11 protein-coding genes are annotated in these 14,561 nt (G+C 51.0%); 6 read left to right on the top strand and 5 right to left on the bottom strand.

Annotated elements, in window-relative coordinates; translation table 11 throughout:
• Window positions 1-87 precede the first annotated feature (87 nt).
• Window positions 88-1,926 carry an SLC13 family permease gene (locus M2404_RS12760; protein WP_259240135.1) on the bottom strand — a complete coding sequence of 613 codons (1,839 nt, stop codon included), beginning with the start codon at window positions 1,924-1,926 and terminating at the stop codon, window positions 88-90.
• 214 nt (window positions 1,927-2,140) lie between these two features.
• On the opposite strand from M2404_RS12760, the gene M2404_RS12755 reads away from it, so the two are divergent.
• Window positions 2,141-3,046, top strand: a complete 906-nt coding sequence (locus M2404_RS12755; protein WP_259240134.1) for a LysR family transcriptional regulator — start codon at window positions 2,141-2,143, stop codon at window positions 3,044-3,046.
• A 16-nt stretch (window positions 3,047-3,062) separates the two neighbouring features.
• Here M2404_RS12755 and cysW read toward each other — a convergent pair whose 3' ends face one another.
• The 4 genes from cysW to M2404_RS12735 are packed head-to-tail and all read right to left on the bottom strand — an operon-like array spanning window position 3,063 to window position 6,821.
• On the bottom strand, window positions 3,063-3,890 hold the full coding sequence (gene cysW, locus M2404_RS12750) for a sulfate/thiosulfate ABC transporter permease CysW (RefSeq protein WP_259240133.1): 828 nt from the start codon (window positions 3,888-3,890) through the stop codon (window positions 3,063-3,065).
• Complete coding sequence (gene cysT / locus M2404_RS12745) at window positions 3,887-4,732, bottom strand: sulfate/thiosulfate ABC transporter permease CysT (protein WP_259240132.1); 846 nt, start codon at window positions 4,730-4,732, stop codon at window positions 3,887-3,889. Before cysT ends, cysW begins: the two co-directional genes overlap by 4 nt.
• 2 nt (window positions 4,733-4,734) lie before the next feature.
• A complete protein-coding gene (cysP, locus tag M2404_RS12740) occupies window positions 4,735-5,739 on the bottom strand; it encodes a thiosulfate ABC transporter substrate-binding protein CysP (protein ID WP_310503090.1) in 1,005 nt (334 codons plus the stop codon).
• A gap of 17 nt (window positions 5,740-5,756) precedes the next feature.
• A complete protein-coding gene (locus M2404_RS12735; RefSeq protein ID WP_259240131.1) occupies window positions 5,757-6,821 on the bottom strand; it encodes a sulfate/molybdate ABC transporter ATP-binding protein in 1,065 nt (354 codons plus the stop codon).
• Between the two features lie 457 nt (window positions 6,822-7,278).
• Between M2404_RS12735 and M2404_RS12730 the strand changes: the two genes are divergently transcribed.
• The 5 genes from M2404_RS12730 (at window position 7,279) to M2404_RS12710 (ending at window position 14,532) form a co-directional block, all read left to right on the top strand.
• Window positions 7,279-10,359, top strand: coding sequence for a TonB-dependent receptor (locus M2404_RS12730; protein ID WP_259240130.1), 3,081 nt, complete (start codon window positions 7,279-7,281; stop codon window positions 10,357-10,359).
• A gap of 128 nt (window positions 10,360-10,487) precedes the next feature.
• Window positions 10,488-11,255 (top strand): SapC family protein, encoded by a 768-nt coding sequence (locus tag M2404_RS12725; protein WP_259240129.1) that lies wholly within the window; start codon window positions 10,488-10,490, stop codon window positions 11,253-11,255.
• A gap of 10 nt (window positions 11,256-11,265) precedes the next feature.
• Window positions 11,266-12,300, top strand: a complete 1,035-nt coding sequence (locus M2404_RS12720; RefSeq protein ID WP_259240128.1) for a cupin-like domain-containing protein — start codon at window positions 11,266-11,268, stop codon at window positions 12,298-12,300.
• 31 nt (window positions 12,301-12,331) lie between these two features.
• Window positions 12,332-13,819, top strand: a complete 1,488-nt coding sequence (locus M2404_RS12715) for a tryptophan halogenase family protein (RefSeq protein WP_259240126.1) — start codon at window positions 12,332-12,334, stop codon at window positions 13,817-13,819.
• A 23-nt stretch (window positions 13,820-13,842) separates the two neighbouring features.
• Complete coding sequence (locus M2404_RS12710; protein WP_259240124.1) at window positions 13,843-14,532, top strand: DUF6445 family protein; 690 nt, start codon at window positions 13,843-13,845, stop codon at window positions 14,530-14,532.
• The last annotated feature ends 29 nt before the right edge of the window (window positions 14,533-14,561 follow it).

Below are 14,561 nucleotides of genomic sequence, written 5' to 3'. Positions count from 1 at the left end.
TATCCTGCTCTGCTGAATGTGGCGGTAAAGCTGCCCGGCGCAGTATGCCTAAATAATATGACAGCAGTATTGTTTAAGCTGAGTTTATTACGCCGGATATAACGGAAATAACAGCGGCACCAGCAACACACTTGCCACCAGTACCAACAAGGTAAAGGGCACACCAATACGCATAAAGTCGCTGAATTTGTATTGCCCCGGCCCCAGCACTAAAGTATTTACCGGTGAGGATACCGGCGTCATAAAGGCTGCCGAAGCGGCCAATGCCACCATCATAGCAAACGGATAAGGCGATGCCTCCAGTGTACCGGCCAGTGACACCGCAACCGGTGCCATCAGCACCGCAGTGGCAGTATTAGAAATAAATAAGCCGGTTACCGCGGTTAACACAAATAATGCCGCCAGCAGGGCGTAATGGCCGCTGTCGCCAAGCATATACAACAGGCTGCTGACAGCCAGCTCGATACCGCCGGTTTTCTGCAGAGCAAGTGCAAAGGGCAGCATACCCACAATCAGCACCAGGCTGGGCCAGTGAATAGCTTTATAAGCGCTGGTTAAATCAATACACCGCAGTGCGCCTAACAGCAGACAGGTAATCAGTGCAGCTATAACGTTAGGGACTATGCCCGTTACCATTAGCAGCACCATCAGCGCCAGACAACACAGTGCATGCGGTGCTTTACTGGCTGCCGGAGTTACTTCATCCACTTCGGCTGGCAGGCTCAGTACCAAAAAATCCCGGCCCTGGCGCTGCAGGTTATGAATGTCCTTCCAGTTACCGGCTACCAGCAGTGTGTCGGCCCGCTGCAATTGTTCATCTACCAGAACGCCTTGCAGCGCCTCACCGCCACGGCGCAACCCCACTACATTCAGTTTATGTCGGCTGCGAAACGACAGTTGCTGAATCGTTTTACCCGGCATAGATGACTCCGGCGGAAACGCCACCTCTGCCAGCCCTAACTCATGAGCATGCAAAGCATAGTAAGAACTGGTTAATGGCTGTGGTTCAAGCCCCAGTTGGTGGCAAATATGCAATAAGCCCTGTGCCGGATATATCAGATCAACCAGCAACACATCACCGGCCTGAACTACCGTATTACCGGTAGCATTAAGCAGCAAGGTACGGAATTTCTGCTGGCGCTCTACCGCCACTACATTAATGCCGTAGTCTTTGCGCAGTGCCAGTTCGTTCAGTTGCTGGTTTAGTAACAGCGACCCCGGTAATACCTTTAGCCGGTGTTCACGCTCGTTTAAGCGGTAACTTTGCGCCAGCGCGTTTAATGTCAGGCGCGGCGCACCATTCTGCCCCGGCGCTAACTGCGGTTTAAGCCAGCGCCGTGCCAGCAGCATATAAGCAATACCCAGCAACAGCACCACTAAGCCGATAGGTGTAAAGCTGAAAAAGTTAAAGCCTTCCAGACCGTTTCGCTGCAATTCGCTGTGCACCACCATATTTGGCGGTGTCGCCACCAGCGTTTGCATACCGCTGATCAGCGCAGCAAAAGCCAGCGGCATCATCAAGCGCCCCGGCGCAATATTCAACCGGGCGCAAATACTTAACACCACAGGGATAAAAATAGCTACCACACCGGTAGAGCTCATTACCGAGCCTAATAACGCTACCGCTAACATCAGCAGTACCAGCAGCCGGGTTTCGCTGTTCGCTGCCACCCGAACCAAGGCATCGCCCAGCCGGTAGACAATACCGGTGCGCACCAGGGCATCACCAATAACAAACAAGGCCGCAATAAGAATAACGGCAGGATCACTAAACCCGGCCAGCGTTTGCTGTAAATCCAGCACACCGGTTAACGGAAACAACACCAGCACCATTAAGGCCACAACATCAGTACGGGGTTTATTCGCCGCAAAACAACCAATACACAACAGCAGCATAGCCAGCACGCAAAGCAGTTCTGTGTTCATTTGCCGTTAGCCCCTGTAGTGTAAAAGGCGTAATATTAAGATAAACAGAGTAAAACTTCTTAGCGACAGATCAACAATACTTTTGTTTCAGCCCATCTTATCAGCGCCATACCTGAAACACCGACTAACTACAGATCGCTACACACATGATTAAAAATGCTATATTTCAGCTTATAAATGAATATTTATCATACATTGAAGTATAGGTAGCAGCATGATTGAAAAAATTCACCTGAGTATTTTGCGCGAAATCGCCCGTCAGGGCTCGTTAACGGCGGCGGCGAGCAGTTTAAACCTGACGCAGTCGGCACTTAGCCACACCATAAAAAAGCTGGAACGACAGCGCAATATTAATTTGTGGCTAAAGGATGGCCGTAATATCCGTTTAACTGAGGCGGGTAACTACCTGCTGGAGCAAGCCAACCGCCTGCTGCCGCAGTTTGAACGTATAGACGATACGCTGCGCCAGTTTGCCGATAATGAAAAGGGCAGCCTCGGCGTGGGTATGGAATGCCACCCTTGTTACCAATGGCTACTTAAGGTGGTACAGCCGTTTTTAGCGCAATCACCGGGGGTAGATATCGACGTAAAACAGCGCTTTCAGTTTGGTGGCATGGCGGCGCTGTTTAACTACGATATAGATTTACTGATAACGCCCGACCCAATCAACAAAGAAAGTATAGTGTTTGAACCGGTGTTTCCGTACGAGCTGGTGCTGGTGGTAAGCCAGCACAGCAAGCTAAGCGGTTTAAGCCAGATAACCCCGGCGCAGCTAAGCGACCAGATCCTGCTAACCTACCCGGTAGAAACGGCACGGCTGGATATTTTTCAGCAGTTTTTACTGCCGGCGCAGTGTATGCCCAAACTGCATAAAACGCTGGAAGCTACCGACATTATCCTGCAAATGGTGGCAGCTAACCGCGGCGTTGCCGCTATGCCGAAATGGCTGGCACTGGAATATGCGCAAAACCTGCCGGTTAATGTTATTCGTTTAGGCAGCAGCGGTATTCATAAACATATTTATGTCGGTTACCGTAAGCAGGAAAAGCTGAATAAACATATTCAAACTTTTATTACCCTGGCCAAAAGCAGTGGTGCGGCATTATCGGTCCCGGTTTAAGCAGATCGGCGGCAGCTTAGTGCTGCCGGGCCAGCTTCCACTGCAAAAACGCTTTTACCACTAAGGTGGCAATAGCGATAAGGGTTAGCAAGGCGGCGGCAATAAAGGCACCGGCGGTGTTGTAATCCTGCTGCAGCAGTTCAATATGCAGTGGCAGTGTATTGGTTTGGCCACGAATAGTACCCGACACCACAGACACCGCGCCAAATTCGCCCACCGCACGGGCGTTGGTTAAAATAACGCCGTACAGCAGCGCCCAGCGGATATTGGGCAAGGTAATATGCCAGAAAACCTGCCAGCCACTGGCGCCTAGCAGTACAGCAGCTTCTTCCTGCTCGGTGCCCAATGTTGACATCAGCGGCACCAGTTCGCGTACCACAAAGGGGCAAGACACAAATACCGTTACCATTACCAGGCCGGGCCAGGCAAACATCAGCTGTATATCGTGCTGATCCAGTAGGCTGGCAAAAGGGCCATTACTGCCGTACAACAACAAATACAGCAACCCGGCCACCACCGGGGATACGGCAAACGGAATATCAATCAGCGTGAGTAATAAACGCCGGCCGGGAAAACTAAAGCGGGTAACACACCAAGCAATAAGGGTGCCGAAAATCAGATTGATCGGCACCGTTAAGCCCGCCACCAGCAGTGTTAAACCAATGGCATGCAGCATGTCAGGCTCGGTCAGGTTTTGCCACAGGCCGCCAACACCGGCTGAAAATGCCGCAACAAAAATAAACACCAGCGGCACCACTAACAGCAACAGCGTTAACACCACACCCAGGCTGATTAATAACGGCCGGATCCAGCGCCGTGAGCTGTTAAGCGCAGTTTGGCTCATTTCACGCCTCCGGTAATGTGCTGGTAGCGCTGCTGAATGCCATTAATAATAAACAGTAAAATTAACGATACCAGCAGTACCACACTGGCAATAGCGCTGGCACCGGCGTAGTCGAATTCCTGCAGCCGGACAAAAATCATCAGCGAGGTTACTTCGGTTTGCCACGGCAGATTACCGGCAATAAAAATAACCGCACCAAATTCGCCCAGGCTGCGGGTAAATGACAGTGCCGTGCCAGTAAGCAGTGCCGGTTTTATTTCCGGCAAAATAATACGGAAAAACGTTTGCCACGGGCTGGCGCCCAACGTAGCTGAGGCCTCTTCGTATTCCGGGCCAAATTCTTCCAGCACCGGCTGCACCGAGCGCACCACAAAAGGCACACTGGTAAAAATCATTGCCAGCACTATGCCCAACAAGGTGTAAGACACTTTTATATCCCACAATGCCAGATACTGGCCAAACCAACCCTGGGTAGAAAACACCGCTGCCAGCGTTAAGCCAGCTACTGCGGTGGGCAAAGCGAAGGGTAAATCCATCAGGCCGTCCAGCAAAATACGGCCTGGGAAACGATAACGGGTTAAGATCCAGGCCATAAGCAGGCCAAAAAACAAATTAAAAGCACTGGCTACCAGCGCTGCAGACAGCGTGACTTTATAGGTAGCCACTACCCGCGGATCAGAAATAATTGCCCAGTACTGCGCCCAGCTTAACTCTGCCGTTTGTACTATTAGCCCGGTAATGGGCAGCAAAATAACCAGGCTAATAAAAAACAAACTGCTGCCAAGGCTGATACCAAAGCCCGGCAGCACACGTTTACTGGTAAAACTGCGATAAAAGGTCACGGTTAGCGTTTACCCTCGGCTAATAATTGGTCCAGCACACCACCGCTGGCAAAATGGTTACTTTGCACGGCATCCCAACTGCTGAACACCTCTTCTACTTTAAACAGTTTAGTTGCCGGAAACTGCGCCGCAGTAGCAGCAACTACGTCGGCATCGTGTACCCTGTAAAAGTGCCGTGCCAGTACCTGCTGCGCCGCCTTGCTGTATAAAAACTCCAGGTAGGCTTTAGCTTGTTTCTCAGTGCCGTTGCGCTGGATGTTGCGATCAATCCAGGCAACCGGGAATTCGGCCAGCACATTGGTTGGCGGCACTACCCGCTCAAACTGCTGATCCGGATATTGTTTAATAATGCCGTTTACTTCAGATTCAAAGGTGATCAGCACATCGCCCAGCCCACGATCAACAAAAGACGTGGTAGCACCACGGCCACCGGTGTCAAATACCACTACATTGGCTAAAAAGGTTTTTACCCAGTTGCGGGCTTTAGCATCGTCGTTGTCAAACCGCTGCAATGCATCGCCATAAGCGCCTAAATAAGTGTAACGCGCATTGCCCGAGGTTTTCGGGTTAGGAAAGACCAGGCCAACACCGGGCTTAGCCAAGTCTTGCCAGCTGCTGATTTGCTTCGGGTTTCCTTTACGCACCAAAAAGGCCATGGTGGAGTAATACGGCGAGGCATTATTGGCTAAGCGTTCCCGCCAGTTAGCCGGCAGCAGGTTACCGCGCTGGTGTAATACATCAATATCAGTGCTTTGGTTAAAGGTTACTACGTCGGCGCGCAACCCCTGCAAAATAGCCTGCGCCTGGCGCGACGAGCCGCCGTGCGACTGGTTAATGGTTAAGGTTTCACCGCTTTGCTGCTGCCAGTGCGCAATAAATAACGGGTTAATTTCAGCAAATAATTCACGGGCAATATCATAGCTGCTGTTTAGCAGCTCTTTTGCGGCCAGCGGTGCGCTCAGCAAGGTAGCAAACAACAGCAACGCCAGTTTTTTTGAAGTGTGCATAGGTATAGTCCTGTAAATTAAATGCCTTCACCAAGGAAGACTTTGCTGTAACGGGGCTGGATCCAGGCGATATCGCCCTGCGCCAGCGCCAGCTGTTTAAATTGCTCTTTGGGTAATTCAACATGAATAAGCTGTTGCTCAGTATCGGTTAATACTTCCAGCCGCGCCACCGGCCCGACTATGGTCACCAAATCCAGTTTTACTTTTAAAGCGTCGCTTACCGGCGCTTTAAATACCTCAATTTCATGCGGCCGCACATAGGCAAAGCCGTCCTGCTCATCCCCATTAGTATGCTCCGGCGATGCCAGTTGCACAGTACCAATGGTGGTTTGGCCCTGCTTCACCCTGGCATGGAATAAATTTACATTGCCAAGAAACTCATACACAAAAGGGTTGGCCGGGTGATCGTAAACCTGCTCTGGGGTACCGTCTTGCTCAATAGCGCCTTTGTTCATGACCACTATGCGGTCGGCTACTTCCAGCGCCTCCTCCTGATCGTGGGTGACAAATACACTGGTGACATGAATTTCATCGTGTAAGCGGCGTAACCAGCGGCGCAGTTCGGCCCGCACTTTGGCATCCAAAGCACCAAAAGGCTCGTCCAGCAGCAGCACTTTGGGCTCTACCGCCAGCGCCCTGGCCAGTGCAATACGCTGGCGCTGGCCACCGGATAACTGCGCCGGGTAGCGCTCTGCAGTCCAGTCCAGCTGCACCAGCTGCAGTAATTTATTCACTTTTTTCGCAATTTCAGCCTTGCTGGGGCGAAATTTTTTCGGTTTTACTGTTAAACCATAAGCGACATTTTCAAATACTGTCATATGTTTAAACAGCGCATAATGCTGAAACACAAAACCCACACCGCGCTCAGACACATGCTGGCCGGTAATATCTTCATTATTAAACTGAATACGGCCGCTGTCGGCTTGTTCCAGCCCGGCAATAATGCGCAGCAAGGTAGTTTTACCCGAGCCAGACGGCCCCAGCAGTGCCGTTAATTCGCCGGTATTGATATTCAGATTAACGTTGTCTACCGCCACAAAGTCGCCAAAGCGTTTATTTACCTGCTCAATGCTGATACTCATAACCTGTTGATCCTGTTCTGTTGTTACAGTGCATGGCCGCTCAGGCTGTGTTGTATTGCGCTCGCAGCAGTCGACAACGCTATCTTACGCCGGGCAGTTAATAACTTTAAAATAGCAAATAAGAATCTTCTATATCTTTTTGAAATATAAGCAACCCAAAGCCATTCCCACAAGCAGTAAAACACTGCCATGCCACAGCGTTTTTACTTTGCATTTGCAGCACATAATAAAAAAAGCAAGAAGGTAACGCATTTTGACAACTTCCCCGAAGTGACAAGATTACTACAATGACTGTCGGGGGTTGGCTATTCGGCATGGATGTGCAGGAAGCCGCTAGGTCAGCACCTGCACAAACGAACATGCTGGCAGCTCCTAGTATATGTAGTAAATAACAGCGCTGCTGCCCGAGTGTTTGATTTGAATGACTTATAACAAATCACGAGGGGATGTAGATAAAATGGAAAACAGGAAAAAATTCAGCCGGACAGCACTGGCCAAAGCCGTGTCATTGCTGCTTGGCAGCACCGCGGGTATGCCGTTGTACGCGCAGCAAGCCCCACAGACCGAAGCTGTAACACCGGCAGACGTTGAAATAATACAAGTGCGTGGCGTACGGTCAAGTATGCAGGAAGCCGCTGATATAAAACGTAATTCAATGGGGGTGGTAGATGCCATCTCTGCTGAGGATATCGGTAAATTTCCCGACACCAACCTGGCAGAATCACTGCAGCGTATTACCGGTGTGTCTATCAGCCGCACCAATGGTGAAGGCTCTGAAGTAACAGTTCGCGGCTTTGGCGGCGACAATAATATGGTTACCCTGAACGGCCGCACCATGCCATCAGCCACCACTTATGGTGCAGGCTCGGGTGCGGACGGCACCACCCGCGGCGGCAGCGCCCGGGCTTTTGATTTCTCTAATCTGGCGTCAGAAAGTATCCGCGCGGTAGAAGTGTATAAAACCGGTAAAGCCAATATTGCCACCGGTGGTATTGGCGCCACACTTAACGTTAAAACTGCCCGCCCGCTGGATACAGAAGAAACGGTAGCCAGTGTTGGCTTAAAAGCGGTGCATGACACCACTAACCGCACCGGCAATGATGTTACCCCGGAAATATCCGGCATCTTCAGCCATGCGCTGGATAACGGCAAATTCGGTGTCAGTTTATCGGCCAGCCATCAACGGCGCGACTCCGGTTACACCGGCGCTACCGTTAACGACTGGCAGGTAGATTACTGGGACGATATCGCCGATGCCGACCGCACCTGGAATAACGCTGATACTGAAGTGATTAATGCACCTCAGCAAGGCCAGTTATATGCCCGGCCGAATGATATCCGCTATGCGTTTTCCAATACCCGGCGCGAGCGCGACAATGCCCAGCTTACGTTACAGTTCAGGCCGGTCGACAACTTTACTGCAACGGCAGATTATACCTTTGCCGAGAACAATCTGGTTGAGCACCGTGGTGAAGTGGGTAACTGGATGCAAACCGGTAGCAATACCAAGGTGGTAGAGTTTGACAATAATTTAGTAAAAACACCGTCTTATATTCAGGAAACCTATGCCAGCGCCGTAGATGAAGGCTATGAGCAACAATGGCGTGAGCAAACCAATACGCTGAAATCTGCCGGTTTAAACCTGGAATATCAGGTTAATGATGCGCTAACCCTGATGCTGGATGCCCACAGCTCTGAAATGTTCAGCCGTGGTACCGGCCCACGCGGTTCAGGCGAACTGGCGGTGGGTTTAGGCGCACCTATTGTGACCTCGCGTGAGTGGTTCTTTGGTGCCGATTTACCCACTTATCAAAACGTGTACGACGACACCATACCGGAGAAGGGCGCCAACGCCAATGGCGTGGTAGATGCCGGTGATGTCGGCTCATCCATTGCCCGTATTCGTAACGCCAGCCAGGAAAGCAAAATTAAACAGCTTAAACTGGACGGTATGTACGAGCTGGCCGATGGCCGCTTTGATTTTGGCGTAGAGATGCGCAAGATGGAGTCACGCTCTATCCAGACAGCCGGTAACAATATCGCACTGGGTAACTGGAACGTAGGCAACCCCGGCGAATTTGGCGATTTAATTCAACCATTTGACTTACCCGGCGAGTTTGACGACTACAGCGCACGACCAGGCGGCTATGGCTTTATTGCCGACCCGCGTGCGTTATACACCGCTGCGTTAGATTTATACCCCGGTATTCCTACCGGTGTTGAAAGCTCATTGTCGTATGACAACATCGTTGAAGAAGACACCACAGCTGTGTATTTTCAGGTGGCATTAGGCGGTGAGCTTGGCGGTATGCCGTTTGATGTATTAACCGGCCTGCGTTATGAAAAAACCAAATCAAAATCCAGTTCACTGGTTAGCCAGGTGTATTTCAGTTGGGAAGATAATAACGACATCATTGCTTATGTCGATTCCACAGTACCACCAGAGCCGGCGAATGCAGACAATGATTACGACTACCTGTTACCCAGCCTGGATATCACCCTGCACCTGAGCGATGACCTTGTCAGCCGCTTCTCGTTCAGTAAAACAATAGCCCGTGCCGGTTTGGGCAGCCTTGGTGTGTCGGCGTCTGACTTTGGCGGCGGTGGTGGCTCAACACTGCTGGGCGCGCAGCCAACAGCAGATGCCTCTAACCCAGGCTTATTGCCGCTGGAATCAAGCAACTTTGATTTGTCGCTGGAATGGTATTACAACCCGTTCAGTTATATGTCGGCCGGGGTGTTTCAGAAAAACGTGATTAACTTTATCGGCAGCCGCCAGGTAGATCAGCCACTGCTGGGTATTCGTGATGTTACCGGTGGGCCACGGGCAATAGCTGCGGCCCAGGCGGTGCGCGATGCCGGCTTCCCGCTGGACGATACCTATTTATTCGCCATGATGGCCTTTAATGAGTTCCGTAACCATCCGGATATGATTGCCAGATACGGCGCTAACCCGCAGTTTACCGGTACGCAAGAACAAATCGACTTTTTAGCCAGTAACCCGGGCTTTGATTTACGCGCTAACGATGATGACCCGGAAATGGTGTTCCGTACCAGCACGCCCGACAACAACCGCGAAGCGAAAATATACGGTGCTGAATTTGCTATCCAGCATTTCTTTGGTGAAAGCGGTTTTGGTGTGCAGGCAAACTACACCATAGTGCGCGGTGACGTTGGCTTTAATAACAACGCTGATCCTGGCGAGTCACAGTTTGCGCTGATTGGCCTCAGTGATACCGCCAACCTGATTGGTATTTACGAAAAAGACAGCTGGCAAGCCAGGGTGGCCTGGAACTGGCGTGATAAATACCTGGCTGAAGTAAACAAAGGTGGCTCAAATAACCCCAGGTATGAAGAAGCCTACTGGCAAATTGACGTTAATGTCAGCTACGACATCAACCCGCAGTTAACGGTATTTGCCGAAGTGCTGAACCTGACAGGCGAAAACAGCCGCTCTCATGCCCGCAATGAAGCCATGTTGTGGTATCTGACGGATCTGGGGCCACGCTATCAGATTGGTGTCCGCTACGACTTCTAACAACTGATCCCGCCAGCCAGACTGGCGGGAATGTTGTATCGGTTGTACATTAAAAGCCAGGCCGCTATTGCAGCGGCTTTTCCTGACCGACGGGAGTTATTGCGATACAGCAGACACAGGATGTAAAAATGCCCCGACATGCACTATTAAACAATATCAGCCACCAGCATACCCGTGTACTACACCGGTTTGGCACAGAATACGGCGACAACATTGCCAGCACACTGGCGTTTCCTACCGAATTTACCGAATTACAAAAAGAGTACCCTATTCTGCTGCGCAGTGACGCTGCTGATAATAAGTATCAGGCCATTGCTTTGTTAGGTTTTGCCGCAGATGAAAATTTATACCTGAGCAACCAGCATCCGTCTGGCTGGGACGCCCGCTATATTCCGGCCAGCATTGAAAAAGGCCCGTTTCTGATTGGCTTTCAGCGCCAAAATAGTGATCTGAACGAAGCTCCAGAGCCGGTAGTACATATTGATATGGACCACCCCAAAATCAGTGAACAATACGGCCAGCAATTGTTTTTACCCCAGGGTGGTAACAGCCCTTATCTGGAGCATATTTCAGCCCGGCTGCAGGCGATTCATCAGGGCTTGGCTATAGCGCCGGCGATGTTTGCAGCCTTTACCGAACTGGAGCTGATAGAGCCGGTCAATATAGAGTTCAGCCTCGACAACGGCGAAAAATACCGCCTGACCGGCAATTACTGTATTAATGCTGCCCGTTTGGCTGCACTGCGTGGCACAGAGTTAGAACAGCTGCATCAGGCCGGTTTTTTACAACTGGCGTATGCCATTGTTAACTCAATGGGCAATATTCGCAGCCTAATTGAGCGCAAAAATCAGCTTAACCGGCAACAGGCCGCCACTGTAAGCAACAAGCCATTATGAGCAAAGCATTATGCTGAATATTAGCCGCCATTGCCGTATTGTTGACACTTGCCAACCCGGTGTTTTACCGGCAGAAATCGTCAACGCCAAACAACCGGTGGTGCTAAAAGGCCTGGCAAAACACTGGCCCATGGTACAACTGGGGCAGCAAAATCCGGCCTTAGTGGCCGATTACCTTAACAGCCACTATAACGGCCAGCCCACCCAGGTATATTACGGCGAACCCGGCCTGAACGGTCGCTATTTTTATAATGACAACGCCACTAAGCTGAATTTTACTGTTAGTTTAGGTAAGGTTGATCAGGTACTACGCGATATATTGGCCTGGCAGGAACAAGCACAACCACCCTCTGTTTACATTGCATCTAACCTGTTGCAGAGCCATTTTCCCACCCTGCCCGATCAGCATAATATGCAGTTACCCAAACCTGAGCCGGGCTATGCCACTGAACCAGACCGCGTCAGCATCTGGCTGGGTAACCATTCACTGGCCGCCTGCCACTACGATACCTCTGAAAACCTGGCCTGTTGCGTACTGGGTAAACGCCGTTTTACGTTATTTCCGCCAGAACAAATCAGTAATTTGTACCCCGGGCCACTGGAGCCGACACCGGGTGGCCAGGCCATCAGTATGGTCGATTTTGCCAACCCGGATTTACAGCGTTTTCCTAATTTCCCCGCTGCCGTGGCGGCAGGCCAGATAGCCGAGTTAGAACCCGGCGATGCCCTGTATTTACCCAGCATGTGGTGGCATCAGGTAGAGGCACCGGGCACATTTAATATTTTAATTAATTACTGGTGGAGCACAGCCCCACGTTATACCGGCTCGGGCATGAACCTGTTATACCACGCCCTGTTGTGCCTGCGCGACAAGCCAGAGCATGAACGCCGCGCCTGGCAGGCGCTGTTAAATTACTATGTTTTTGACGACCCAAAACAAGCCGGGCAACATTTGCCTGAAGCCGCCCGCGGTGTATTGGGTGAGCTGGATGAGATGCAGGCGCGGCAACTCAGAGCCATGCTGCTAAACCGGTTAAATCGCTAAAAAATATTATAAAAATCACAGGGAGCAGACAATGCAACACAATACCGTTAAAAAAGTGGTGATAGCCGGTGGTGGCACCGCCGGTTGGGTAGCTGCAGCCGCGCTGTCAAAACGGCTAAAAGGCTTAATTGATGTAGTGCTGATAGAGTCAGAAGAAATAGGCACGGTCGGCGTGGGCGAATCTACCGTGCCGCCGGTACAGCTGTTTCACAATTTGCTCGGCATAAACGAGCAGGAGTTTATGCAGGCTACCGATGCCACCTTTAAACTGGCCATTTCGTTTGAAAACTGGGGCCAGCAGGGTGACCATTACTTCCACCCTTTTGGCGTAACCGGCAAAGGCAGTTTTCTCAGTGATTTTCAGCACTATTATTTACACGGTTTAAGCCAGGGCATAGCCGCCCCGTTTGGTGACTACTGTTACGAGTTACAGGCGGCCAAGCAGCATAAGTTTGCTAAAACTGAGCAATCCACCATTAACTATGCCTACCATCTGGATGCCGGCCGTTATGCCCGCTTTTTACGCCGCTTCAGCGAAGACTTAGGGGCAGTACGCATTGAGGGCAAAATTGCTCAGGTGCAGCAGCATGTTAACGGCGATATCCGCGCTTTGGTGCTGGAATCTGGCCAGGAAATAACCGGCGATTTGTTTATCGACTGCACCGGCTTTCGCGCCCTGTTAATTGAGCAAACATTAAAAACCGGTTACGAGCGCTGGGATCACTGGTTACCATGCAATAAAGCGGTAGTAGTACAAACAGAGCCCGGCCCTACTGTACCGCCTTATACCCGGGCTATTGCCCATGACAGCGGCTGGCAGTGGAAAATTCCGCTGCAGCACCGGGTGGGTAATGGCCTGGTGTATGCCAGCGATTATTTATCCGACGACAAAGCCAGGCAGCGTTTATTGGATGGCCTCGAAGCACCGGCAATTATGGAGCCCCGCGTACTGAGTTATCAAACCGGCCGGCGTAAAAAGTTCTGGCAGAAAAACTGTGTCGCTATTGGTTTATCCAGTGGCTTTATTGAACCGCTGGAATCGACCAGTATCTTCCTGTTTATGAGCGGTATTATCCGCCTACTGCGGCTGTTTCCTTTTAACGGCATTACACCGGCCTTAACCGACGAATATAACCAGCAATCTATTACTGAAGTAGAGAAAATCCGCGATTTTATTATTCTGCATTACCACCAGACCGAACGTAACGACAGTCCGTTCTGGGACTATTGCCGTACTATGACGATCCCGGATTCGCTGGCGCACCGTATAGAGCTGTTCCGCGAAAGTGCTCATGCCTTCCAGACCGGTGATGAGATGTTCCGGCTCGAATCCTGGAGCCATGTCATGCTGGGGCAGCGGTTACAACCGCAAAGTTATCATCAGTTGGTGGCAGGCTTGAACAGCGGCGAATTAAGCCGCCACTTACAACAGATCCGCGACACGATTAACAGCGCTGTGCACCGGCTGCCGTCGCACCGTGACTTTTTGCGCCAGTACTGTCCGTCTAATCTGACATAGTGCCTGACAGAGCATAACAACAGATGCAGATCACCAGGCTGGCTACAGGCAAAGAACAATCGCCCTTGTTGCTGGTAGATAACTTTATACCGCAGCCTGAAACCTTAGTTGAATATGCCTGTGGCCAGCAATATGTTGCCAACTCGCCTTATTATCCGGGCGTGCGCTCAGCAGCGCCTGAAAGCTATCGCCAGTTTATGCTGCAAAGCCTGCAGGCCACGTTAATTGACTACTTTGCCCTACCGGCAACAGCGCTGGGCTTTTCGGTGTGTCATTTTTCGCTGGTAACGACACCACCGACACAACTCAAACTGCTGCAACGTATTCCGCATTTTGACACTACCGAAAAACACGCCCTGGCGGCGGTGCATTATTTATTTCACGGTGATCAGGGCGGCACTGCCTTTTACCGCCACCGCAAAACCGGTTTTGAAACTATTGATGACAGCCGAACTATGGCCTATTACCGCGCGCTGGAAGCCGAAAACGACGGCCCCAACCTGCCCAAAGCCAGCGATGGTTATATTGGCGGCGATACCGCACTATTTGAGCAAATTGGCGCGCAACAAGGCATCTTTAATCGGCTGATTATTTACCGCCGCCATGCATTGCACAGCGGCATTATTACCCCAAACACCAGCTTATCCGCCAACCCACGTTTAGGCCGGCTAACCATTAGCAGCTTTATTGATATACAGCCAGAGCGCGGCTAAATACTGCCCATACTTTGTTATGCAATGCC

Source organism: Rheinheimera pacifica (assembly GCF_024809855.1).
In the GTDB taxonomy this organism is placed as follows: domain Bacteria; phylum Pseudomonadota; class Gammaproteobacteria; order Enterobacterales; family Alteromonadaceae; genus Alishewanella; species Alishewanella pacifica_A.
This window is presented reverse-complemented; position numbering and strand designations above follow the sequence as displayed.

Excerpts from the sequence above, each read along its gene's own strand:
- M2404_RS12760 (WP_259240135.1), bottom strand. The coding sequence starts at position 1,926 with ATGAACACAGAACTGCTTTGCGTGCTGGCTATGCTGCTGTTGTGTATT.
- M2404_RS12755 (WP_259240134.1), top strand. The coding sequence starts at position 2,141 with ATGATTGAAAAAATTCACCTGAGTATTTTGCGCGAAATCGCCCGTCAG.
- cysW (WP_259240133.1), bottom strand. The coding sequence starts at position 3,890 with ATGAGCCAAACTGCGCTTAACAGCTCACGGCGCTGGATCCGGCCGTTA.
- cysP (WP_310503090.1), bottom strand. The coding sequence starts at position 5,739 with ATGCACACTTCAAAAAAACTGGCGTTGCTGTTGTTTGCTACCTTGCTG.
- M2404_RS12735 (WP_259240131.1), bottom strand. The coding sequence starts at position 6,821 with ATGAGTATCAGCATTGAGCAGGTAAATAAACGCTTTGGCGACTTTGTG.
- M2404_RS12730 (WP_259240130.1), top strand. The coding sequence starts at position 7,279 with ATGGAAAACAGGAAAAAATTCAGCCGGACAGCACTGGCCAAAGCCGTG.
- M2404_RS12725 (WP_259240129.1), top strand. The coding sequence starts at position 10,488 with ATGCCCCGACATGCACTATTAAACAATATCAGCCACCAGCATACCCGT.
- M2404_RS12720 (WP_259240128.1), top strand. The coding sequence starts at position 11,266 with ATGCTGAATATTAGCCGCCATTGCCGTATTGTTGACACTTGCCAACCC.
- M2404_RS12715 (WP_259240126.1), top strand. The coding sequence starts at position 12,332 with ATGCAACACAATACCGTTAAAAAAGTGGTGATAGCCGGTGGTGGCACC.
- M2404_RS12710 (WP_259240124.1), top strand. The coding sequence starts at position 13,843 with ATGCAGATCACCAGGCTGGCTACAGGCAAAGAACAATCGCCCTTGTTG.